This window comes from Curtobacterium sp. MCPF17_047 (assembly GCF_003234045.1).
Classification (GTDB): Bacteria; Actinomycetota; Actinomycetes; order Actinomycetales; family Microbacteriaceae; genus Curtobacterium.
In genome coordinates this window covers 1-21,859 of the sequence record NZ_QKSF01000008.1, presented here as the reverse complement: position 1 = coordinate 21,859, position 21,859 = coordinate 1, and the positions used below count along the sequence as shown (strand labels likewise).

General features: G+C 70.1%; 23 protein-coding genes. 11 read left to right on the top strand and 12 right to left on the bottom strand.

The window, feature by feature from the left end:
* The first annotated feature begins 6 nt into the window (after nt 1–6).
* A complete protein-coding gene (locus DEJ33_RS09515; RefSeq protein ID WP_111076759.1) occupies nt 7–942 on the top strand; it encodes a Ppx/GppA family phosphatase in 936 nt (311 codons plus the stop codon).
* 116 nt (nt 943–1,058) lie between these two features.
* Here the strand turns inward: DEJ33_RS09515 and DEJ33_RS09510 are convergent, their stop codons facing one another.
* Nucleotides 1,059–1,220, bottom strand: coding sequence for an aureocin A53 family class IId bacteriocin (locus DEJ33_RS09510; protein ID WP_110904833.1), 162 nt, complete (start codon nt 1,218–1,220; stop codon nt 1,059–1,061).
* Between the two features lie 304 nt (nt 1,221–1,524).
* Here DEJ33_RS09510 and DEJ33_RS17240 point away from each other — a divergent pair, with 304 nt between their 5' ends.
* The 5 genes from DEJ33_RS17240 (at nt 1,525) to DEJ33_RS09490 (ending at nt 5,286) form a co-directional block, all read left to right on the top strand.
* A complete protein-coding gene (locus DEJ33_RS17240; protein ID WP_181421683.1) occupies nt 1,525–2,205 on the top strand; it encodes a hypothetical protein in 681 nt (226 codons plus the stop codon).
* The gene (locus DEJ33_RS09505; protein WP_181432835.1) at nt 2,202–3,080 is read left to right on the top strand and encodes an ATP-binding cassette domain-containing protein; all 879 of its coding nucleotides are present in this window, start codon (nt 2,202–2,204) and stop codon (nt 3,078–3,080) included. The genes DEJ33_RS17240 and DEJ33_RS09505 overlap by 4 nt, the downstream gene beginning before the upstream one ends.
* On the top strand, nt 3,052–3,549 hold the full coding sequence (locus DEJ33_RS09500) for a PH domain-containing protein (RefSeq protein WP_146242582.1): 498 nt from the start codon (nt 3,052–3,054) through the stop codon (nt 3,547–3,549). Before DEJ33_RS09505 ends, DEJ33_RS09500 begins: the two co-directional genes overlap by 29 nt.
* Before the next feature lie 76 nt (nt 3,550–3,625).
* Nucleotides 3,626–5,029, top strand: coding sequence for a PH domain-containing protein (locus DEJ33_RS09495; protein WP_220034471.1), 1,404 nt, complete (start codon nt 3,626–3,628; stop codon nt 5,027–5,029).
* Nucleotides 5,026–5,286 (top strand): hypothetical protein, encoded by a 261-nt coding sequence (locus DEJ33_RS09490; RefSeq protein ID WP_111076755.1) that lies wholly within the window; start codon nt 5,026–5,028, stop codon nt 5,284–5,286. The genes DEJ33_RS09495 and DEJ33_RS09490 overlap by 4 nt, the downstream gene beginning before the upstream one ends.
* A gap of 534 nt (nt 5,287–5,820) precedes the next feature.
* Here DEJ33_RS09490 and DEJ33_RS09480 read toward each other — a convergent pair.
* Nucleotides 5,821–6,363, bottom strand: a complete 543-nt coding sequence (locus DEJ33_RS09480; RefSeq protein ID WP_258378140.1) for an antibiotic biosynthesis monooxygenase — start codon at nt 6,361–6,363, stop codon at nt 5,821–5,823.
* A gap of 207 nt (nt 6,364–6,570) precedes the next feature.
* On the opposite strand from DEJ33_RS09480, the gene DEJ33_RS09475 reads away from it, so the two are divergent.
* Nucleotides 6,571–7,083: a DUF6328 family protein gene (locus DEJ33_RS09475; protein WP_111044529.1), complete on the top strand. Its 513-nt coding sequence runs from the start codon at nt 6,571–6,573 to the stop codon at nt 7,081–7,083.
* 31 nt (nt 7,084–7,114) lie between these two features.
* Here DEJ33_RS09475 and DEJ33_RS09470 read toward each other — a convergent pair whose 3' ends face one another.
* Nucleotides 7,115–8,155, bottom strand: coding sequence for a Ku protein (locus tag DEJ33_RS09470; RefSeq protein WP_111076752.1), 1,041 nt, complete (start codon nt 8,153–8,155; stop codon nt 7,115–7,117).
* Between the two features lie 94 nt (nt 8,156–8,249).
* On the opposite strand from DEJ33_RS09470, the gene DEJ33_RS09465 reads away from it, so the two are divergent.
* The 4 genes from DEJ33_RS09465 to DEJ33_RS09450 all read left to right on the top strand — a co-directional run bounded on the left by DEJ33_RS09465 (nt 8,250) and on the right by DEJ33_RS09450 (nt 12,714).
* Nucleotides 8,250–8,777 carry a hypothetical protein gene (locus DEJ33_RS09465; protein ID WP_146242581.1) on the top strand — a complete coding sequence of 176 codons (528 nt, stop codon included), beginning with the start codon at nt 8,250–8,252 and terminating at the stop codon, nt 8,775–8,777.
* 113 nt (nt 8,778–8,890) lie between these two features.
* Nucleotides 8,891–9,781, top strand: a complete 891-nt coding sequence (locus DEJ33_RS09460) for an SDR family oxidoreductase (RefSeq protein ID WP_111076750.1) — start codon at nt 8,891–8,893, stop codon at nt 9,779–9,781.
* A complete protein-coding gene (locus tag DEJ33_RS09455; RefSeq protein ID WP_111194821.1) occupies nt 9,778–12,345 on the top strand; it encodes an ATP-dependent DNA ligase in 2,568 nt (855 codons plus the stop codon). The genes DEJ33_RS09460 and DEJ33_RS09455 overlap by 4 nt, the downstream gene beginning before the upstream one ends.
* A gap of 171 nt (nt 12,346–12,516) precedes the next feature.
* The gene (locus tag DEJ33_RS09450) at nt 12,517–12,714 is read left to right on the top strand and encodes a hypothetical protein (RefSeq protein ID WP_111076748.1); all 198 of its coding nucleotides are present in this window, start codon (nt 12,517–12,519) and stop codon (nt 12,712–12,714) included.
* 33 nt (nt 12,715–12,747) lie between these two features.
* Here DEJ33_RS09450 and DEJ33_RS09445 read toward each other — a convergent pair whose 3' ends face one another.
* The 9 genes from DEJ33_RS09445 to DEJ33_RS09405 form a co-directional block, all read right to left on the bottom strand.
* Complete coding sequence (locus DEJ33_RS09445) at nt 12,748–12,927, bottom strand: hypothetical protein (protein ID WP_111076747.1); 180 nt, start codon at nt 12,925–12,927, stop codon at nt 12,748–12,750.
* A 10-nt stretch (nt 12,928–12,937) separates the two neighbouring features.
* A complete protein-coding gene (locus DEJ33_RS09440; protein ID WP_181432833.1) occupies nt 12,938–13,903 on the bottom strand; it encodes a sugar phosphate isomerase/epimerase in 966 nt (321 codons plus the stop codon).
* A 171-nt stretch (nt 13,904–14,074) separates the two neighbouring features.
* Nucleotides 14,075–14,836 (bottom strand): ABC transporter permease, encoded by a 762-nt coding sequence (locus DEJ33_RS09435; protein WP_181432832.1) that lies wholly within the window; start codon nt 14,834–14,836, stop codon nt 14,075–14,077.
* 20 nt (nt 14,837–14,856) lie between these two features.
* The gene (locus DEJ33_RS09430; protein WP_181432831.1) at nt 14,857–15,600 is read right to left on the bottom strand and encodes an ABC transporter permease; all 744 of its coding nucleotides are present in this window, start codon (nt 15,598–15,600) and stop codon (nt 14,857–14,859) included.
* Complete coding sequence (locus DEJ33_RS09425) at nt 15,597–16,520, bottom strand: ABC transporter ATP-binding protein (RefSeq protein ID WP_258374545.1); 924 nt, start codon at nt 16,518–16,520, stop codon at nt 15,597–15,599. Before DEJ33_RS09425 ends, DEJ33_RS09430 begins: the two co-directional genes overlap by 4 nt.
* Nucleotides 16,521–16,545: 25 nt before the next feature.
* Entirely contained in the window at nt 16,546–17,625 is a 1,080-nt protein-coding gene (locus DEJ33_RS09420; RefSeq protein WP_146242580.1) for a hypothetical protein, read from the bottom strand.
* Nucleotides 17,626–17,986: 361 nt separating this feature from the next.
* The gene (locus tag DEJ33_RS09415; RefSeq protein WP_111076742.1) at nt 17,987–18,670 is read right to left on the bottom strand and encodes a fumarylacetoacetate hydrolase family protein; all 684 of its coding nucleotides are present in this window, start codon (nt 18,668–18,670) and stop codon (nt 17,987–17,989) included.
* Nucleotides 18,667–19,134: a GtrA family protein gene (locus DEJ33_RS09410; protein ID WP_111076741.1), complete on the bottom strand. Its 468-nt coding sequence runs from the start codon at nt 19,132–19,134 to the stop codon at nt 18,667–18,669. The genes DEJ33_RS09415 and DEJ33_RS09410 overlap by 4 nt, the downstream gene beginning before the upstream one ends.
* A 79-nt stretch (nt 19,135–19,213) precedes the next feature.
* Nucleotides 19,214–21,688 carry a phosphoketolase gene (locus DEJ33_RS09405; RefSeq protein WP_111076740.1) on the bottom strand — a complete coding sequence of 825 codons (2,475 nt, stop codon included), beginning with the start codon at nt 21,686–21,688 and terminating at the stop codon, nt 19,214–19,216.
* Between the last annotated feature and the right edge of the window lie 171 nt (nt 21,689–21,859).

The window sequence follows — 21,859 nt, the reverse complement described above, 5'->3', positions numbered from 1 at the left end:
GGGCGCATGCGCGTCGGAGTCCTCGACATCGGTTCCAACACCGGTCACCTGCTCGTCGTCGACGCCCACGGCGGCGCAGCCCCGCTGCCCGCGTCGTCGTTCAAGCGACCACTGCGACTCGCGGAGCACCTGGACGACCGGGGTGCGGTGACGCCGGTGGGCATCGACGCGTTGACGGACTTCGTGGCCGAGTCCGTCCGTGTCGCAGAGGACCGCGGCTGCGAGGACATGCTCGGGTTCGCGACCTCCGCGGTACGTGACGCCGTGAACTCCGAAGCGGTCCTGGCACACGTGCAGGAGCAGACCGGCGTCGAACTCGCCGTGCTCTCCGGGTCGGACGAGGCCCGCCTGACGTTCCTGGCCGTGCGCCGCTGGTTCGGCTGGTCCGCCGGCCGTCTCGCGGTCTTCGACATCGGCGGCGGCTCACTCGAGATCGCCGGCGGCGCGGACGAGGCGCCCGACGTCGCCTGGTCGATGCCGATCGGTGCCGCGCGGCTGGCCCGCACGTACTTCGCGGCCGGCACCCCCAGCCAGGACGAGCTGCGTCGCATCCGGCACGAGGTCCGCGTCGAGATCGCCCGCGAAGCCGGGCGGCTCCTGCGGTCCGGAGCTCCGGACCGGGCGGTCGCGACCTCGAAGACGTTCCGGTCCATCGCCCGGATCTGCGGCGCAGCGCCGTCGGCCGCAGGGCCGCTCGTGCCCCGGCTGCTCGACGGTGCAGTGCTCCGCGACCGGCTGCCGTCGCTCCTGACCATGTCGGTCGACGAGCTCGGGACGCTGCCCGGGGTCTCTCCGAGCCGGGCGCACCAGGTCGTGCCGGGGGCGCTCGTCGCCGAGGCCTGCCTGGACATCTTCGACCTGCCCGCGCTGGAGATCTGCCCGTGGGCGTTGCGCGAGGGCGTGATCCTCGAGCGGCTGGACCAGCTGTCGGTCCTCGGCTGACCCCTCCGGGTGGCAGCTGACGTCTGTCTCCCCTCACGAACGAGGCCAGCGCCTGCGCTCGGTTCCCCGAACGCAGGCGCTGGCCGGCTCCGCAACAGGCGGGCCTCGCCGTCCTGCTAGCGGATGCCGAGGATCTGCTTGATCTTCGACACGATCCAGTCGATCGCCTGTCCGATGTTGATCCAGTTCAGGACCTGCTGGACGTGGGCCTTCGCCCATGCGACGGCCCGCGCTCCGTACCTCGCCAGCAGCTGGAGGATCCGTGCGAACACAGCCATGGCTGTGCCCCCCTTCGATTCGTTTTTCGCTTCATCCGGGTCCCCGCGTGCACGCGTCTCCCCGACCGCAGTCGGTGCGGTGAGCATGACCGTGGCAGGTCGGCGCGCTCGAAGTCAAATACAGGATTCTGATAGGTGGCGTGAGCAATACACGTCGCGGGAAATCGGCTACGTTGAGTCCATCCCGGATCTCCCGGGCGGCGGAGACCGGAATTCGAGGGTGGGTACGATGACACGGCGGGCGACCGACGCGGCGACCAGATCCAAATGGTCGCGATCGTGGCGAGGCGAGGGGTACCGGCTCGTGAGCCTGCGTTCCCAGATGGCTCTGCTGGCGATCGCCGTCCTGGGAGCGCTCGCACTCGGCGCGGGGCAGGTCCTCGTCCTCGCACCGGCCGCGGCATCGGCGACGGTCGTGCGAGCAGCTGTGTCGGGCGCAGAGGTCAGCCCGTTCTTCCTGGGACTCGCGGCAGCGCTCTTCACCGCGGCTGATCTGTCATCCCGTCAGTTCGCGCTGACACTCCTGCAGATGAACGATCGCACGCTCGTCTTCGTCGCGAAGACCGCGGTGCTGGCCACCGCAGGAGTGCTCACAGGGCTCGCCGTGGTGATGTTGCTCGTGCCGCTCGCGGCCTCTCGCACAGACGACGTCCTGCGTGCATCGCCGCTTGCGTGGCTGGCGCTCCCGGCCCTGCATCTCCTGTTCGTCTTGCTCGGCGCCGGGATCGGCATGCTCATGCGATCGCCCGTCCCCGCAGTGTTCGTCTACTTGGCCGTCGTCTGGGCGCTGCCGCTCCTCGTGGCGATCGCTGGGATATGGGCACCGAGTATCAGCGTCTCGGTCCTGCAGTTCGCGCCGGTGACGCTCACTGCTGCGCTGTTGGAGCCCTCGACGCAAGGGACCGCCGTCCTCCGATTCGTGGGACTGGACACCGCTCTCCTCATCGCCGGTCTGGTCAGTATCCGACGGTGGGGCATCCGATGAACCCCATCGTCCGACTCATCGGCGTCCGTCAAGGGTTCGGGGGGCACCAGGTGCTCACGGACCTCGACCTCGAAGTCCGCCCTGGCGAGGTACTTGGACTGCTCGGCGCGAATGGCTCCGGGAAGAGCACCCTCCTCCGGATCGTCGCTGGTATCGACACGGCGCAAGCTGGCGTCGTCGAATTCGGAGATGCCACGGACGGTCCTCTGCGGATCGGCGCGCTCCTCGACCCGGCGTGGCTTGACGACAGGCTCACGTGTCGTCAACACCTGGTGATCGCACACCTGTACTCCCGCGGTCGAGTACGTCGCGGTTCTGTGCAGGCGGCGCTGGCAACCGTCGGGCTCAGCGATGCGGAGCGCCGATGCGTGAAGCACCTCTCGCTCGGGATGCGTCAGCGGCTCGCGCTCGCCCTGGCGCTGGTCGATGAGCCGGACGTCCTGGTGCTGGACGAGCCGCTCAACGGTCTCGATCCCGACGGGGTGCTCTGGATACGCGAACTCCTCCGGGGCTTCGCCAGTTCCGGACGAGCCGTGCTGCTCTCCTCGCACCTCATGGCTGAGATGGAGCGGATCGCCACCCGCGTGGTGCTCCTGACGAACGGTTCTCTGTCCCCACTCGACGGCCGGAGTCCGGCGCGGAACTCGGTCCGGCTCCGCGCGGAGTCGCGGGCTGGGGAACTCGTCCGCGCCTTGACGGCAGCCGGAGCCGACGTGGTCGTCACCGCCGACAGTTCGATCCTGGTGCGAGGGATGGAGCCAGCGCGGGTGTTCCGGACGGCGTTGTCCTCCGGGGCGGTGCTGTCGCACCTCGTCTCCGAAGCCCAGACCCTCGAAGAGCAGTACCGTGACGCGACATCGAACCGCCGGCGGTGAACGGCGCGGAGGTTTCGAGGCCCGTGAGTCGCTGCGAGCGGCGGAGATCGCAGCCAGGATGGTCGGTCGGATCGAAGCCTGGGCGGGAGGCATCATCGTCGCCGGAGGAGCGATCCTCTGCACGGTCTGGGCATCCGGGGCGTGGCGAACGTGTTGCTGGGTGGTGGCTGCACTTGCTCTGCTCAGCGCGGTCATCGAGTCTGTGCTCGTCATCCCGGTCGCAGTCCGTAACTTCCGTGTCGAGATCGTTCCGGGGGGCGTGCTCGTGTACCGGGGAGCAGTGTTCCGCTCAGTGGATCACATCCCCGGATCCAAGATCACGCTGGTCCGCCGTCAAGCGGGTCCGCTCCTGCAGCGCCTCTGCGTCGCGAAGTGCGTGCTGTTCACCCCAGCGCGGGAAGTCTCGCTCCTGCCCATGTCGGACATGGACGTCGAGCGCCTGATGCAACTCGGGGCTGACGATGTCTGATCGTGTTCCACTTCGTCGTCCCCACCCGCGTTCCCTGCTCGTCCGGGCCGCGATCGTGATGCGATCCGCTTGGCTGGTGGTCGGGTTCGGCGTGACGCTGACGGCGGCGCTCCCATCTGCCTGGGACACGGTGCTCATGGTCGTCTTGGTCTACTACGGCTACACGCGGCTGGTGCAGGTCTTCTCCGGCTGGTGCACCGTGCGGTACGCGGCGAACAGGCGCGGCATCACGGTCCTCCGAGGACTCGTCGGCCGCGAGGAGAAGCGCCTCTCGTGGCGGTCCGTCGTCAGCGTGACCGTCGGTCAGACACTGGTGCAGCGCACCTTCGGTGTCGCGGATCTCCGGATCACACTGCGGGCATCGGAGATGGCGTCCGTCACGATCCAGGACCTCCTGACCGGCGAGGCTGCTCGCCTCGTGCGGCTCCACGGTCAGAGCCGGGCGGAGCGGGCCACCCCAGGTCTGCTCGACCCCGGACAGGTACTCGACGTCGCGCCGATCATGGAGTCCGAGCCAGGACGGGTCGTGACTCCACCTCTCCGACCGTCCGATTTCGTGCTCATCGGGGTCTGCACGGGCGCATTCGTCTTCTTCCTGCCGAGCGTCTACTCCGCGGCATCCGAGATCCTGCCCTGGTTCGGTCTCTCCAGAACGGTGTTGCCATCCGTGCGTGAGATCGCTCGGCTCGATCCTGTGGTGTCGGGCCTTGCCGTCGGGATCGTTGCCGTCGGGAGCCTGGTCTACGGGTCCACCGTCGCGTGGGTCCGGTACCGAGGCTTCTCAGTGACGTGCAGTCCGAGCGGTGAGTTGGTCTTCGCCGCGGGGCTGGCGCAGAGGGAGCAGCGTGTCGTCGTGTCGGAGGACGTTGCAGCGTACGAGTTCCGAAGACCCGTGTTGATGCTTCTCGGGAACCGCGTCGTCCTCCGTGCCGTCGTTCGAGGAGGCAGCGGGCTCGTGACCCGGAACCTCTTGCTGCCATTGACCCGCATGCCGCAAGCCGTCGAGATGCTCGGCTTCCTCACCGGTCTGCCTTCCGCTGATCTGGTCGACGGGTCTCGTCGAACTCGAGCCCTGCCCGTCGTGCTGGTCGCCGTCGCGGGGAGTTTGCTCCTCGCCACCGTCGCGTCTGTGACCCTGGCTCCGCTCGCGCTGGTTGCTGTGGCCGCGGCGTTCCTCCTGCTCCGAGCGGCAGACAGCCACATCGGTCACATCCGGGTAGCAACCAGTGCGTCCGGCGGCCGGTGGGTCATCGCACAGCGGGGGACGCTGTTCCGATCCGTGTGGGTGGTCAGGGCGGACTCGGTCGACGTGTGCCGGTGGGTCGGGTTCTCCAGGCAGCGCGGCACGCAGACCGTGACACTCCGCGGGCGGCACACCGTTCGACTCACCGTGTGGCCCGCATCCGCTCGTCTCGCAGCTCTGCTGCGTCGGGAGTTGGACTCGTCGACGCCGCTCACTCTGGAAAGGAATCCTCGATGACCGACCTCCTCATCGCACTGTGTGTCGCCGCGTTCTTCGGAGCAGCCTGGTCGGCCGGCCGGTTCCTGCCGAAGGTCGTTGCCGCCTGCTTCCCGGTTGCGGTCCTGACGGCCGTGATCATCGTCGCGGCCACCGGTGGTCTGGGCACAGTCCGCGACTGGTTGACGGCAGGGGTGGTGATCTGCATCACCGCGATCATCACCTCGGCTGGCCGTGGCTCGCGGCGGCGACGGAACCGCCCGACGGCAGGCTCCTGAGGAAGTGGTCGTTGCGCGAGCCGCGTGCCGCTGCTGTCCGACAAGAGCAGACAGTACTTGTGCGCCTGAGCAAGTCCTCGTGCCACATCGACCACCGTCCCAGAACGGTGCACCACGGTTGCTGGGCGGCGGCGACCACGATCAGCGCGGGCACCCCGCCGCGCCACGTCGCCTTCATGTCGCTGCGGTCCCCGGACCGGGCGAGCAATGCCGCCGCGCACACCCGGACCTCGACCGCGGACACCGGCGCGTTCCCGCCGGAGCTGCGGCTGCCCGGAGACGCCGTGCCCTGGGCGCAGCACGTGCTCGCCGCACCGATCGAAGACCCGGAGTCGATCGACGTGACCGCGGGCTGGGCCGCACTCCGGCAGACCCACGACGCCACCTCCGCCCCGCTCGCCACCCGCGCTGCCGCTTCCGGCGCGGCCCGCTGGCCCGGTGCCCCCGCGAGACGCCACCCCCGCGGAACGCAATGTCGGCGCCTCCTCACAGCGGTACTCAGTTGTGGGCAGCCGCCGACGTTGTGTTCCGCGATCAGGAGCGGCGGGGCGGGGCCAGCAGCCAGGGGCGGATGAGCTTCGTCACGAAGGGCAGCACCCAGAACGTCATGACCGGTGTGAGCACCAGCGTCGTGACGAGCACCCTGGGCAGCGCCGCCAGGCCCGCGAACGACGGCAGCAGCCACCCGACCAGGACCGTGAACACCAGGTTGACCGGGAAGAACCCGAGCCAGATGCTGACGGCCTGCTTCCACCGCGGCGGCGCGCTCGACGCCGGGGCGTCCTGCGGCACGTCGAACCACCCCTCGATGCCGGTGCGCTTCTCGACGCGGGACTCGACGACCAGGTCCCGACCGAGGTCCAGCCAGCGCAGGCGGTCGTCCGAGACCTCCCACGTGGACAGGGAGTCGTGGTCCGCGAACCGGTAGAGCATGTGCCACTCCCGCGACCGTGCGCTGGAACGGACCCACCCCGAGCCGAGGAACCCCGGGTACCGGTTGGCCAGGTTCACGCCCGACTGCACCCACAGCGTGACCTCGGGGATGCGCTCCGGTTCGACGAGGCGGGTGATGGACACGGTGACGGGTGGGCCGGTGACCTCGGGTGGAGACTGGGCCCCCGTCACCGGTTCCTGACCGACGCGCCAGCGGCGGGCAGGCCGTGCCGATGGGGACAGGCTGCCAGGCTCTTGTGGAGTCATCCGTCCAGTCTCCCGCTGCTCGTGTTACACGCGCATGACGGCCCGGCTGCGGGCGGCGACGACGGCTCTGCGTACATTCGTCGCATGAGCACGACCGACAGCGAGCCCCGCGGCACGGAGCGCGGGCGCAACGAGACCTCGGCGGAACGCTGGGACCGCAACTGGGCCGACATCCAGCAGGAGCTCCGCATCGTCCAGACCGGCACGCAGATCCTCGGTGGGTTCCTCCTGACCCTGCCGTTCCAGCAGCGCTTCCGTTCCCTGACCGAGTTGCAGGAGACGACCTACCTCGTGCTGGTGGTCCTGGCCGTCGTCGTCACCGTGGTCGCGCTGTCCGCGGTCGCGACCCACCGCCTGGTGTTCCGGCAGCGTCAGAAGCACGAGCTGGTCCGGGCCGGCAACGTGATCCTGCTCGTCGCCCTGTTCGCCAGTGCGCTGCTGTTCGCCGGGACGGTGCTGTTCGTCTTCGACGTGGTGCTCGGCGACCGCGGCGGACTGGTCGGTGGTGCCGCGGTCTTCATCGGGACGGCTGCACTGTGGACGACGCTGCCGTTCGTCCTGCGACGGCGGACGGGTGGGTCGGGTCAGGGCAGCTGAGCAGCCGTCAGCGTCTCCGGCCGGGAGGCCCTCAACTCGCCTTCTTCTTCGCCGACGCCCGCTTCGCGGTCGACTTCTCCGCAGCCGGCTCGTCCTCCGCGGGAGCCTTCTTCGCGGTCGACCGCTTCGCCGGAGCGGCCTTCGCCGGGGCCTTCGCGGCCGAGGCCCGCTTCGGCGCCGGCTTCCGGTCGGACGAGTCGTCCGCGTCGTCGTCGGAACCGGCCGCGCGCGATCGCGAGCCGGACGTGGAACGCGACCCCGAGCCTCCCGACCGGGCTCCGCCCCCGCGGTTCTTGTCGACGGACGCGCGCAGTGCGGCCATCAGGTCGATGACGTCCCCACCGGTGTCGTCGTCGTCCGACTCGTCCTTGCCGAACGTCTCCGCGGTGTCGACGTCGTCGCCCGCCTCGAGCTTCGCGTCGATGAGCTGCTGCAGCTCCTCCTGGTACTCGTCCGTGTAGCGGTCCGGGTCGAAGTCGGTCGACATGCTCTCGACGAGCGACGACGACATCTTCAGCTCGTTCGCGCTGACCTTGACCGACGTGTCGAGGGCCTTGAAGTCGGCAGCACGGACCTCGTCGCCCCACAGGAGCCCCTGCAGCAGCAGGACGTCGTCGTGCACGCGGAGCACCCCGAGCCGCGTCTTCTGCCGGAGCGTGAACTGCACGATCGCCAGGCGGTCGGTCTGCTCGAGCGTCTTCCGGAGCAGGACGTACGCCTTCGGGGAGCGGGAGTCCGGCTCCAGGTAGTACGTCTTCTCGAACATCATCGGGTCGACCTGGTCGACGGGCACGAACTCCAGGACCTCGACCTCGTGCGACTGCTCCTGCGGCAGCTGCTTGAAGTCGTCGGGGGTGAGGACCACCGTCTTCTCACCGTCGTCGTAGGCGCGTTGGATGTCGCCGTACTCGACCTCGTGCCCGAGCTCGCACACCCGCTTGTACCGGATGCGAGCCTTGTCCTCGTCATGGATCTGGTGCAGGGAGACGTCGTGCGTCTCGGTCGCCGCGTAGACCTTGATGGGCACGTTGACGAGCCCGAACGCGATGGAGCCCTTCCAGATCGACCTCATGCGCTCATGATGCTCGTGCGGACGGGTCACCGCTCCCGGTTCCGAGCGGATCGCCAGGTGCGGTGGGGTCGGGACCGGCGTATCGTCGCCGCCCATGGCGGGGGAAGCGGCAGCGGAAGTGGACGATCGGCTGGACCTCGGCGGATGGGTGCAGCTCGGACTGATGGTGGTCCTCGGAGCGGGGATCGCGGTCGTGGTCGGGGTGCTCATCGACGGTCCCTTCCCCTGGTTCACCGTCGTGACCATCGGAGTGGCGCTCGCCGTCGTGTTGCCGGTGGCGCAGCTGCGCCGGTGGTGGTCCCGGGGCGGGCGCTCCGCCGTCGTCGAGACCGGCTCCTGGTTGCGGTCCGGCCGGGTGCCGGAGGAGGTCCCGGACGCGGTGTGGCGACCGCGGGTCCGTCAGCTCGAGGACGAGACCACGGGGCGCCTGGTCAGCGCGTGGGGTGCCGCGGTGGTCACCCTCCTCTGGGCCGGCTCCGCGCTGGACGGCGACGGCGCCGACTGGGCGTTGGTCGTCGTGTGGGCGGTCGTCGCGACGGTCGGCCTGGTGGGGTCGTACCGCCGGCGTGGCGCGGCGCGGCGGCTCCTCAGCGCTCGGGACCGGGTCGTCTCGACCGACTGACGCTCGGCCCCGGCGCACGTCTCCCCCTCCACGGCCGGGAGGCACGTCTCGCGTTCTCCACGGACGTCGCCACTCCTGTGTCGCCGGTCCGGTTCCGCGAGCACGATGGGCCCATGAGCCAGCTCGACAAGCAGGACCCACGAGACCAGTACGCACGGCCGCCGTTCCCCGCGCAGACGCAGCAGGGGTCCGGGCGAGCGGCGGAGCTCGACCCGCCCGCCGACCACGGTGAGACGAGCTACCAGGGCACCGGACGCATGCGTGGGTACCGCGTCCTCGTCACCGGCGCCGACTCGGGCATCGGCCGAGCCGCCGCGATCGCGATGGCGAAGGAAGGGGCCGACGTCGCCCTGAACGCCCTGCCGGAGGAGATCGACGACCTCACCGAGGTCCGCGACCTCGTCGCCGACCTCGGGCGTACGGCGGTGATGCTGCCCGGCGACCTGACGGACGAGGCGTTCTGCACCGAACTCGTCCGCACCGCCGTCGACCTGCTCGGCGGACTCGACGCGCTGGTCCTGGTCGCCGGACACCAGAAGGTGCACGCGGACATCACCGAACAGAGCACCGAGGACTTCGACCGCACCATGAAGGTCAACCTCTACTCGTTGTTCTGGCTGACCCGCGCCGTGGTGCCACACCTGGCCCCGGGCAGCGCGATCGTCACGACGAGTTCGGTCTCGGCGTACGAGCCGCAGGACCGGATGATCGACTACGCCGCCACGAAGGCCGCCATCATCACGTACACGAACGGGCTCGCGCGGCAGCTCGCGGCGAAGGGCATCCGGGCCAACACCGTGGTCCCCGGCCCGGTGTGGACCCCGCTGCAGCCGATCAGCTACCCCGGTGACGAGATCGCGGCCTACGGGCAGGACACCCCGTTCGGCCGTCCGGCGCAGCCCGTCGAGCTCGGCAGCGCCTACGTCTACCTGGCTGGTCCCGAGTCGTCCTACACGTCGGGCACCACGCTGACGGTCGGCGGTGCCACGGGGGTCGCGCTGTGAGTCCGGTCGCCAAGAAGACGACGGTGCAGGTGGGGGACCGGCGGCTCGCGCTGACGAACCTCGACAAGGTGCTGTACCCGGAGACCGGCACGACGAAGGGGCAGGTGGTCGCCTACTACGAGCGGATCGCCCCGTGGATGATCCCGCACGTCACCGGCCGCCCGATGACCCGGAAGCGCTGGGCGAACGGCGTCGACGGCAAGGTGTTCTTCGAGAAGAACCTGCCCGACTCGGCGCCCGACTGGATCCGGCACCACACCATCCACCACGAGCACCACGACGTCGAGTACCCCGTCGTCGACGACCTGCCGACGCTGGTGTGGATGGCGCAGCAGGCCTCGCTGGAGCTGCACGTGCCGCAGTGGCGGTTCGGCCCGCGCGGTGGGCACCAGGCCCCCGACCGGCTCGTGCTCGACCTGGACCCGGGGGACGGCGTCGGCCTGGCCGAGTGCGTCGAGGTGGCGGTCGCGGCCCGCGCCGTGCTGCAGGGCATGGGTCTCGAGCCGTACCCGGTGACCTCCGGGTCGAAGGGCATCCACCTGTACGCGGCCCTCGACGGCACGGCGAGCGCCCAGCAGGTGTCCGACGTCGCCCACGAGCTGGCGAAGGCGCTGGAGCAGGACATGCCCGACCTGGTGCTGTCGTCCATGAGCCGGGCTGAGCGTGCCGGCAAGGTGTTCGTCGACTGGTCGCAGAACAACGGCAACAAGACCACGATCGCGCCGTACTCGCTGCGCGGCCGCTCGCACCCGACGGTCGCCGCCCCCCGGACGTGGAAGGAGCTGACCGAACCCGGGCTGGCGCACCTGACCCTCGACCAGGTCCTCGAGCGGATGCCGGACCTCGGTGACCTGCTGCACCCGGTCGCCGCCGCCGCGCTCGGGGTCGGGCGTGCGGACTCCGGGCACTGGGACGGTGCCCGGACCGAGGAGGTGAACGAGCGCGAGCGCCGCGAACGCCAGGCGATGCAGGAACGTCAGGATCCCCAGGACCGCGTGGATCCGCAGGACCGCCTGACGACCTACCGCGCCAAGCGCGACGCGGCGAAGACCCCGGAGCCCGTTCCGCAGGCGTCCCCGACCGTCCGGACCGACGGCACCCCCACCTTCGTCATCCAGGAGCACCACGCCACCCGCAACCACTACGACTTCCGCCTGGAGCACGACGGTGTCCTGGTGAGCTGGGCGCTGCCGAAGGGCGAACCGACCGACCCCGGCGCCAACCACCTCGCCGTCCACACCGAGGACCACCCGCTGGAGTACGGCGGCTTCGAGGGGATCATCCCGGCGGGTGAGTACGGCGGTGGCACGGTGACGATCTGGGACGACGGCACCTACGAGCTCGACAAGTGGCGCGAAGACGAAGAGGTGATCGTCACCCTGCACGGCCGGACCAACGGCGTCCGCCGACTCGCGCTCCTGCACACCCGCGGTCGTGGGCGCGGTCGGTCCGGGGACGAGAAGAGCTGGCTCATCCACCGGACGAAGGACCAGCCGACCGCCGACGGCGACCAGCCCGTCAGCACCAGTACCAGTACCAGTACCAGCTCCGGTTCCGGACGACCGCCCGCCGGGTCACGGATCGAGCGGGCTGCCGAGTCGGACACGGCACCGGATCAACGCCGCACCATGCAGGCGTCGTTGCAGAAGGGCGAACCCGCTCTGGACCCCGAGCAGTGGGCGTTCGAGATGAAGTGGGACGGCGTGCGCGCCCTGGCCACGGTGCACGACGGCACGGTGCGGCTCCGCAGCCGGAACGGCAACGACCTGACCGACCAGTACCCGGAGCTGCAGGAACTCGCCCAACACGCCGGCGTGGACGGGGTCTTCGACGGGGAGATCGTGGCGCTCGACGAGCACGGGCGCCCGTCGTTCCAGCTGTTGCAGAACCGCATGGGACTGACGAGACCGCGAGAGGTCAGCGCTGCCCGGGCGGCGACCCCGGTGCACCTGCTGCTGTTCGACGTGCTCGAAGCCGACGGGCACGAACTCACCCGGCTCGGGTACACCGCGCGGCGCGAAGCCCTGCGCACGGTCGTCGAACCCGGCGGCGCGATCGACGTCCCGTCCGAGTTCGACGGCGACCTCGCCGCGGCGATGACCGAGTCGCGGAAGCGAGGGCTCGAGGGTGTCGTGGCGAAGAAACGGTCATCGCGGTACGTCGAGGGTCGCCGCTCCGAGTCCTGGGTGAAGCTGAAGCACCACGCGACGCAAGAGGTCGTCGTCGGTGGGTGGAAGCCCGGGGCCGGTCGCCGCGAAGGGGGCATCGGGTCCCTGCTGCTCGGGATCCCGGGCGACGACGGCCTGGTCTACGTGGGCAAGGTCGGGACCGGGTTCCGCGACCGTGACCTCGACGAGATCGGGGCGGTGCTCGCCGACCTCGAGCAGGACGCTCCACCGTTCGTCGACGTCCCGCGACCGGACGCCAGGGACGCGCACTGGGTCCGGCCGGAGCGCGTGGGAGAAGTCGAGTTCGCGGAGTGGACGGGCGACGGACGACTCCGGCAGCCGTCGTGGCGTGGCTGGCGGAGCGACAAGGAGCCGGGCGACGTCGTGCGGGAGTGACGGGGCTGCATCACGCGCCATGCGGACTCCGGAATCCGCATGCACTGGCATGAGGTCCGCCGGAGGCGAACTTCCGTCCCCCGTTGTCGTCGCACGCGGGGGACGATCACGCCGAGGACCGACGCCAGGCCGAGGGTGGCTGTTACGGTCCTCGGGACGGAAGGACGCGACATGGACGCGAGCAAGTACCTCCCGCCGTTCACCCAGGGGCAGCGTGGAGACACGAACGCAGACCAGCGGGACGACCAGGACGGCACGACGGCATCAGGGCCCGACGGCTGGACGGGCGAACGCCAGATGGTGGACGCGGGCGGCACCGAACACGAAGCCACCTACGCCGACTTCCTCGGCGACCAGGTCGACGACTGACGCTCCGGCCGAGCCTGACCAGTTGAGCGGAGGTCAGGCTGCGGGGGCGGGGCCGTCCGCGGGTGCCCCACCGGACCCCAGCGGCAGGTCCTCCTCGGCTGCAGCCCGCTCATCCGCATGGCCGGCGTCGACCGCAGCCGCCTTCGCCTCGTCGATGGCCTCCTGCGAAGCCTGCAGCGCGTCGTCGTTGCCGGGGTGTCCCTGATCAGTCATGGGAGCCACGCTACGCGGAGGTCGCTGGATCGGCTCGACGGGGCAGCCCGACGCCGGGGAAGCCCGGGACACCGCGACTCCCCGGTGCGTCGTAGTCCACCGCCGAGGTCGGCGCGAGCGAGGTCGGCATCGCCGGTGCGGGCGTGCCGCCGTGCGCATCGGCAGCGTCGAGCACGGCGCGGGTCGCGGCAGCAGCCACCCGGAGCGCCTCCGCGAGCGGCATCGCCCGGAGCGCGGGCGTGCGGACCTCCACGCCCCACGGCTCGTCGAAGCCCAGGCCGCGGGCGGTGCGGACGAACCCGGGCAGGTCCCATGCCCCGGTGCCGGGCAGGTAGCGACCGTTCCGCGACTCGTCGGCCAGCGTCATGCCGTTCGGGATGTGCAGGAGTCCGTCGCTGAGTTCGACGGCGGCGAGCGTGGACGGGACGACCCCCTGACCGATCGACGCCAGGGTCGAGCCGCCGCGGAGCGCGTGCATCGCGTCGAGGAGCAGTCCGCCGTTCGGATGCCCGGCGGCGACGAAGCGAGAGGCCCGCTCCGCAGTGGCCAGGTTCGACCACGGCTCCGGTTCCAGGACCAGTCGTGCCCCGACGCCCTCACTCTGGACGGCGAGCCGGTCCCATGCCTCGGCCATGCGGGGGAGCGGCACGGCCGGCACGGCGTGATCGGCGCGGACCACGACCTGCCAGGCGCGGAGGGTCGCAGCAGCCTCGAGGAGCACCCCGCGGTCGGCGTCGTGCTCGGAACCGCGGCGCCACCAGTCCCCGAGCGTGCCGACCTGGACCCAGACCACGCCGGCGTCGTCGAGCATCCGCCGGAGTGCGGCGAACCCGGTGGTGGCACGGACCTCGTGCAGGTCGTCGAGTGCGAGTGCGAGCCCGGAGAACCCGGCTCGGCCGACGGCGCTGACACGCTCGTCGACGGATTCGCGGCCGGCCCACGTCCAGGACGTGGCGAGCAGGTCGTGTTCCTCCACCGGATCACCTCCATGATCCGGACGTGCTCCACTGCGTCGTTGCAGCTGCTGCACACCCTGTCTGCGGATCGCTGCCTCGACCCGTCCCCCGGGCTCCGACGCAGCGTCAGCCACGGTTCTACCCCCGGTGTCTCCGAACGCTCCCAGCCCGCCGGGTCGACGAGCCACCCGTCATCCGATCGACATGGACTCGATCGCACCCGTTCGGCGTGCATGACGTTCGAGGACCAGCCAGATCGCGACCCCGACCACGCCCCACGCGATCCCGGCGATGACCGAGAAGGAGGACTCCAACAGGAGCGGTGGACCGCCCGTCGCCGTTGCCCTCCCTGCTGCCACCACGTGTGTGACGGGCAGGACCTGGGCGATCGACTGCAGGGGTGACCAGAGCGTCGCCACGGGCGCGACCGCGCCGCACAGCACGGTCAGCCCCTGCTCAGCGATGTTCGGGACCAGCATGCTGTCGCGGAGCACGAGCCCCAGCGCGGCGATCGACAGGCCGAGGCCGACCGAGACGACGGCGGCGAGGACGATGAGCCCGAAGACCGGGAGGGCCTGGGCGATCGAGGGGGCGTTCCTCGTGACGGCGAAGCTCGCGACCACGCTCACGATTCCCTGGACCACCCCGATGCTGGTGACGACGAACACGCGGGCAGTCCACACCAGCGCGCGGCTCGCTGGCGCGATCACGATGAAGGGGAGGGTCGCGTGCACTTGATCCGCGCTCAGCAGCGAGGACGACGACATCGTCGACATGACGCCAGCCACCGCCAGGCCCGCAGCGACCGCGTCCGGCGGCTCGATGCTCGATGTGCCGCTCGCGGACGCTACCGCGAGGTAGAGCGCAGCGAGCAGCGTCGGGGACCCGATGAGGACGACGAAGACCGTCGGACCGTTCAGGAACTCCGGCCGGGCCCGCAATGCGATCACCATGGCGTTCACGAACCCTCGCATCAGCTCAGACCCAGGGTCCCGGAGATGGTCGCCCTCCGGACGGCCGCGCGCATGGCGATCCCGGCCGCGACGAACCACACGGCAGAAGTCGCGGCCGTGAGGAAGGAGAACGCGACGGTGGTCGTCAGGTCGGGCTGATCGGCGGCGGACACGGCGGAGGTGATCGGGAAGAGGTGGGCGACCGGAACGATCCAGTCCGGGAGAGCACCGAGCGGGATCACCACACCGGAGACCAACCAGACGGGTGTCACGATCAACGACTCGTAGACCGTTGCCCCGCGGAGGACCACGAACACCGCTGCGAGGACGGACGCCGACGCGCTGCACGCGATGACGCAGGCGGCGATCACGACGACGCTTCCGCCCGTCACGGTCGGATGACCGCCGGTGACGAACTGCGCTGCGAGGGTCAACGGGAATCCCACCAGACCGATGAGCGCCGCTGCGGAAGCGAGGCTCCCGAACACGATCCCGGGCGGGAGCGTGCTGATCGCCATGTGCTCGAGCGTGCCCTGGAACCGTTGGAAGCCGATGATCCCGACGGCCAGGGTCGTCGTCGACCACACGCCAGCGATGCCAGCGACCAACCACAGGTCGTGGGGGACTGCGCGGCCGGCCCCGGACAGCCCCAGTGTCCGCAGCACTTCGAACACGAGGGCGGACGAGACGCACTGGTGTGCGAAGAACGGGATGCGGAGCAGCTGCCGCCCGTGGAACCACGTGAGCAGGGCCAGCGTCCTCACGCCGCTCCGACCTTCGTGATGAACGCCAGGTAGGCCTCTTCGAGCGTGACGTCCCGTTGGACGGACCAGTCAGGTGTGATCTCCAGCGACCGGAAGAAGTCGGCAGTCGGTGCGAGGCCGTGTCCGATGAGATCGACGCGGTAGCCACGCCCGTCTTCCCGCGGGACGACCGCGGCGATCTGCGGATGCGCGAGCATGCGTTCCTCGCCGATCCCGAGATCGGCGGTCCACAGGCTGATGGCGCTGTCGACACCGCCGAGGGAGGCGATGTCCCGCGCCGACCCTCGCGCGACCGTCTTCCCGGCGGTGATCACCACGAGCTCGTCGGCCAGCTCATCGGCCTCCTGGAGGTGGTGGGTCGTCAGGAGGATCCCGCACCCCTTCGCGCGAAGGCGTCGGACGAGGTCACGGAGATCTCTCGCGCCTTCCGGGTCGAGACCGATGGAGGGCTCGTCGAGGAGCAGGGCGACCGGGCCGTTCAGAACGGCGCGTGCGATGTGGAGCCGCTGCTTCATCCCGCGCGAGTACGTCTCCACCCGATCACGTTCGCGTCCGACGAGGCCGACGAGGCCGAGCGCATCCCGGACCTTCGCTTCGACACTCCGCCGGGGGAGCCCGGCGAGGGTTGCGAAGAAGCGGAGGTTCTCCAGAGCGCTTGCTCGCATGTAGAAACCGCGGTCGCCGCCCAGGACGAGCCCGAGGTGCTTCCGCGCCTGTTTCGGCGTCCGGACGGCATCGACACCGTTGACGGAGACCGAGCCGGAAGACGGTTGCAGCAGGGTGGAGGCCATCTTGATGGTGGTCGTCTTCCCAGCACCGTTCGGGCCGAGTACCGCCACGACCGCACCTCGCGCGATCGGGAGGTCCACTTCGTGGACGGCGACGAGCGCGCCGGCGCCGTGCCCGAACCTCCGGGTCACGGAGTCCAGTTGGAGTGCGAGAGCTTCAGCCAAGTTCAGCGCCCGATCTGTGTGCAGATGCACCGAGCGGGTCCTCGCCGTGCCGTTCGATCACCCGCTGCGCCGCGGCCGTTCGACCAGCAGCGTCGAGAGCCGCGGCGAGGATCTTCCTCGCACTCGACAGGCGCAGTGGAGCCCCTTCGCCCCCGAGCATGACGACGGCCCGTTCGGCGCAGGACGCAGCCCGCGGGAAGTCGGACGCTCGGTAGGCCACGTAGGCGGCGTACGACAATGCCTCCGGCAGTGATCCTCGATGCGCTTGCGACACGTTCTGGACGTGGGTCAGTGCGCCCTCCAGAGCGGCCGACCATCCGTCCGACATCGCGGCGACCTGCACTGCGTTGAGGTCGATCTGAGCAGCGTAGCGGGCACGTTGGTCCGGCTCGACCGAGACCAGATCCCCGGTGCGGGCTTCCCTGGCGGCGACCCCCAGGAGTCCTCTGGCCCGCTCGAGTTCACCGTTCAGGGAACAGGCGAGCGCGTGGAGGTTGCGTGCTGTCGCTCGCATCGCGTTCCCGTCACCGTCGGACATGAGGTTCTCTCCAACCCATCGCTCGAGCAAGACGTCGAGTTCTGCGAGTGCCGCCACCCCACCTCCGGTGTCCCGGTCGCGTTTGATGCGCATCGCAGCGATCCGGATGTGGGCTGCGGCGATCACGTCCGGTGTGGTGTCGAACGCCGACCCGACGGACCGGAACGACGCTTCAGCGAGGGCGGTTCGTCGGCTCGCCAGTGCCGACCCCAGCCAGCCGCGCAGCCGGGCCATGGCCGGACGACGTCGACTGCTGAGCAGTTCCTCGGCCATCTCTGCCGCCGTCGACCAGAAGCCTGCGATCGAGACGACTGCGTCGAGTTCTGCGATGGCACCTTGCTCGCTGAGTTCGCCGGAGTCCCACCGGGCTGCGAACGGAGCAGCGTCTCCGAGCGGGTCTTCGACGATGGGATCTGCGCCGAGTTGGAGCTGCGCGAGGGAGAAGAACTGTGCGGGTTCAGGGCTCGTTCTGACACCGAGGTCCGTCAGGTAGTTCGGGACCTGTTCCGGTCGGTGCTTCATCGGGGTGGTCACGGAAGCCAACGCGAGCCGCCGAGGAAGGGCGGGACTCACGGCTTCCAACGCCCCACGGCTGTTGGCCGCGGTCAGTTCCCTTGCGCGCTCGAGGACGCGCCGTTGTCTCGCTTGTTGCACGGTGTTCCCTCATCCGGGGCTGGTCCCCGACACCGGGGCTGCTCTCGCTCGCCCCGATGCCGGACGTCGATCAGGCGTGTGCCCAGGGCTGGAGGACCGTGGAGACGAAGCGGTCGTCCGCGAGTTCTGCCGTGATGGTGTCGATGCTCAATGTGCTCACCTCCTCAATGCGGTGCACCGACCGTACCACTGATGTTCTGGATTGCAGTTCCGTGTACCGGAACGGCACCCCGTCTCCCGCTCAGACGATCCGCGTCTCGACCGTGCCGACGCCGGCGACCGCCCCGCGCAGCACCGACCCGCGGGACACCGGGCCGACGCCGTCCGGGGTGCCGGTGAAGAGCAGGTCGCCCGGTTCGAGGCGGACCGCCCGCGACAGCACGGCGATGGTCTCGGCGACGGACCAGATCTGGTCGGCCAGGTCGCCGGACTGCCGCAGCTCCCCGTCGACGTGCAGGGTGATGCTGCCCGAGCTCGGGTCGACGCCGGCGGTGGGGACGATCGTGCCGATCGGTGCGGAGGCGTCGAACCCCTTCGCCAGGTCCCACGGCCGCCCGAGCCGCTTCGCCTCGGCCTGCAGGTCACGCCGTGTCAGGTCGATGCCCACCGCGTAGCCCCAGACCAGGTCCAGGGCATCGGAGACCGGGACGTCCCGGCCGCCGGCTCCGAGTGCGACGACGAGCTCGACCTCGTACTCCAGCTGTGCGGTGAGGGTCGGGTACGGGGTGTCACCGCCGTCGGTGACCACGGCGTCCGCCGGCTTGTCGAAGAAGAAGGGCGGCTCGCGGTCCGGGTCGTGTCCCATCTCGCGCGCATGCGCCGCGTAGTTGCGCCCGACGCAGTGGATGCGCCGCACCGGGAACCGGCCGCCGGTCGCTGTGGGGACGGACGGGAGGCCCGGGGCCGGGACGACGAGGTCGGTCACGCGTCCAGCGGGGCCGACCGGGCGGGGAAGACGAAGCGGTTCATCGCCCAGTACCGGAAACCCATGGCGATGAGCGTGCCGATGACGGGTCCGCTGATGAAGTCGGCCAGCTCCTGCCCGGCGAGGGACACGTTCGGCACCTCGAGTCCGAAGACGTACCGGGAGATCCAGAGCGGCGCCGAGTTCAACCCGATCCCGATCAGGCTGACGACGAGGAACAACAGCAGCTCGTGTCCGGTGCGCAGTTCACCGCGGTCACCGAAGGACCACTTCTTGTTGAGGAAGTAGGAGACGACGGTCGCGACGGTGATGCCGATCGCCAGGGCGGTCACCGGGTGCTGCGGCATGACGAAGAACTTCAACCCGTAGTTGATGCCCATCGTGATGACGAAACCGAGGCCGCCGACGACCAGGAACCGGAGGGCCGGATGCTCGACGAGCGACCGGACGGAGAACGACTGCACCGGCCAACCCTAGACCGGCGTCGCCGGGCGCCCGCTGACCGGCTCGCCTTCCGGACCGACAGTCCGTTCAGCTGCTCGTTCAGTTGCCGGGCGCCGCACCTTCGGTCTCACCACGTCCCGGATCGCCGCCGGTGCCGCCGTCGGACGGCTCGTCCTGCGGCCAGCCGGTGAACTCCCACCCGGAGACCGCCTCGTGGTCCTCGCCCTTCGTGTAGGCGAACTCACGGGCGGCGGCCCGCGCGTCGGTGAGTGCGGTGAGCAGGTCGGCGAACCGGTCGCTGCCGTCCGCGACGCGGGTGAGGGCGTCGTGCGCCAGGGCGTAGCGGTCCATCTCGTTGCGGATGAGCATGTCGAACGGAGACGTGGTGGTGCCCTGCTCGAGGAACCCGTGCACGTGCAGGTCGTCGTGCCCGTGCCGTCGGTACGTCAGGTTGTGGACCAGCGAGGGGTAACCGTGGAAGGCGAAGACCGCCGGCGTACCCGGCAGGAAGACCTCGTCGTACCGCTCGTCCGATGCCGGGTGCTCGTGCTTCCGTGGGTCGCCGATCGAGAGCAGGTCCACGACGTTGACCACGCGGACACCGACGTCCGGGGCGTGCTTCCGGATGATGTCCGCGGCGGCGACGGTCTCGACGGTGGGGACGTCCCCGGCGCTGACGAGCACGACGTCGGTGCGGCCCACGGTCTGCTCCGTCCCGGCCCAGTCCCAGACGCCGAAGCCGGCGTCGGCGTGCGCGATCGCGTCCTCGAGCGACAGGAACACCGGTTCGGGGTGCTTGCCGGCGACGATCACCTCGATGCGGTCCGTGGTCTCCATCGCGTGCGCGGCGACGGCGAGCAGCGTGTTGGCGTCGGCGGGCAGCTTGATCCGGATGAGGTCCTGCTGCTTCGAAGCGACGACGTCGAGGAACCCGGGGTCCTGGTGCGAGAAGCCGTTGTGGTCCTGGCGCCAGACGTGGGAGGACAACAGGATCGTCAGGTTCGAGACGGGTGCGCGCCAGTCGATGTCGGTCGCGGCCTCGAGCCACTTCGCGTACTGGCCGACCATCGAGTCGATGATGTGGGCGAACGCCTCGTAGGTGTTGAAGACGCCGTGGCGACCGCTGAGGACGTATCCCTCGAGCATGCCCTCGAGCAGGTGTTCCGAGAGCACCTCTATGACACGACCGCGCGCGGCCATGTGTTCGTCGCCCTCGGCACGGCGAGCGCGCCAGACCCGGGTGGTGACGTCGAACACGGCGTCGAGCTTGTTCGAGATCGTCTCGTCGGGGCCGAACAGCCGGAAGTCCGACGGGTTGCGCTGGATGAGTTCGGCGACCCACGGCCCGAGCGTCCCGGTGGCGGAAGCGGTCTCTCCGACGGGAACGGCGAAACGCTCGAGCCCCGGTCTGTCGAGCGCGGTGCGGATCCGGCCACCGTTGGCGTGCGGGGTCGCGCTCATCCGGGTGTCACCGGTCGGCCGGATCGTCTCGAGCAGACCGATCGGCCGGGCGTCCGCGTCGAAGAGCTCCTCGGGCCGGTAGGAGCGCATCCACTCCTCGAGCTGCTCGCGGTGCTCGTCGTTCTCGCGGACGTTCGGCAGCGGCACCTGGTGGGCGCGGAAGGTGCCCTCGACCTGCTGCCCGTCGACCACCTTCGGGCCGGTCCAGCCCTTCGGGGTGCGCAGGACGATCATCGGCCAGCGCGGGCGGAGGTCCGCGGCGCCGGCCATCTCGCCGGCGGCGGCACGGGCGGCCTGTGCGCGGGCGGCGGCCTGGATGTCGTCGATGGTCGCGAACGCACGGCGGAGCGCGCCGTCGAACAGGGCGTGCACCGCGAACGGGTCGTTGTCCACCCGGCCGGAGTCGACGACGATCGGCTCGTACCCCAGTCCGCGGAAGTAGGCCTGGAGGTCCTCGTCCGGGATCCGCGCGAGGACCGTCGGGTTCGCGATCTTGTACCCGTTGAGGTTGAGGATCGGCAGGACCGCCCCGTCGGACACGGGGTCGAGGAACGTGTGTGCCTGCCACGACGCGGAGAGCGGTCCGGTCTCGGCCTCGCCGTCGCCCACGACGCACGCGACGACGAGGTCCGGGTTGTCGAGGGCTGCCCCGTACGCGTGCGCGAGGGAGTAGCCGAGCTCACCGCCCTCGTTGATCGACCCGGGGGTGTTCGGGGCCGCGTGCGAGGGGATGCCGCCGGGGAACGAGAACTGCTTGAAGAACTTCCGCAGACCCTCGGGGTCGGGAGTGATCTCCGGGTAGAGCTCGTTCCAGGTGCCCTCGAGCCAGGCGTTCGCGTTCATCGCGGGACCACCGTGCCCGGGGCCGCAGATGTACAGGACGTCGCGTTCGGTCTCGCTGATCACGGCGTTGAGGTGTGCGTACACGAGGTTGAGCGCGGGCGAGGTGCCCCAGTGGCCGAGCAGCCTCGGCTTGATGTCGGACGGCTCGAGCGGCCGTTCCAGCAGCGGGTCGTCGAGCAGGTAGATCTGCCCGACGGTGAGGTAGTTCGCGGCGCGCCACCAGGCGTCGATCGCGCGGATGCGGTCGGTGGACGAGTGCAGCGTCGACATGCTGCCCAGGCTACGAGGACGCCGATCCGGGGAATCCAGAAATCTCTCCAATCCGATCCGCGGGTGGCCCCGAACCACTGTCACAAGCCGGGAAACACCCGCAGCGCTCACCAGCAGCTCACCGCTGGTTCTCCACCCCTTCGCGGGGTGTGTTCGGCGCGCTGTCACCCA

Coding starts and splice junctions, on each gene's coding strand:
- DEJ33_RS09435 (WP_181432832.1), bottom strand. CDS start 14,836: ATGGTGATCGCATTGCGGGCCCGGCCGGAGTTCCTGAACGGTCCGACG.
- DEJ33_RS09475 (WP_111044529.1), top strand. CDS start 6,571: ATGAGCACGACCGACAGCGAGCCCCGCGGCACGGAGCGCGGGCGCAAC.
- DEJ33_RS09405 (WP_111076740.1), bottom strand. CDS start 21,688: ATGTCGACGCTGCACTCGTCCACCGACCGCATCCGCGCGATCGACGCC.
- DEJ33_RS09445 (WP_111076747.1), bottom strand. CDS start 12,927: ATGACTGATCAGGGACACCCCGGCAACGACGACGCGCTGCAGGCTTCG.
- DEJ33_RS09470 (WP_111076752.1), bottom strand. CDS start 8,155: ATGAGGTCGATCTGGAAGGGCTCCATCGCGTTCGGGCTCGTCAACGTG.
- DEJ33_RS09505 (WP_181432835.1), top strand. CDS start 2,202: ATGAACCCCATCGTCCGACTCATCGGCGTCCGTCAAGGGTTCGGGGGG.
- DEJ33_RS09450 (WP_111076748.1), top strand. CDS start 12,517: ATGGACGCGAGCAAGTACCTCCCGCCGTTCACCCAGGGGCAGCGTGGA.
- DEJ33_RS09510 (WP_110904833.1), bottom strand. CDS start 1,220: ATGGCTGTGTTCGCACGGATCCTCCAGCTGCTGGCGAGGTACGGAGCG.
- DEJ33_RS09465 (WP_146242581.1), top strand. CDS start 8,250: ATGGCGGGGGAAGCGGCAGCGGAAGTGGACGATCGGCTGGACCTCGGC.
- DEJ33_RS09490 (WP_111076755.1), top strand. CDS start 5,026: ATGACCGACCTCCTCATCGCACTGTGTGTCGCCGCGTTCTTCGGAGCA.
- DEJ33_RS09460 (WP_111076750.1), top strand. CDS start 8,891: ATGAGCCAGCTCGACAAGCAGGACCCACGAGACCAGTACGCACGGCCG.
- DEJ33_RS09515 (WP_111076759.1), top strand. CDS start 7: ATGCGCGTCGGAGTCCTCGACATCGGTTCCAACACCGGTCACCTGCTC.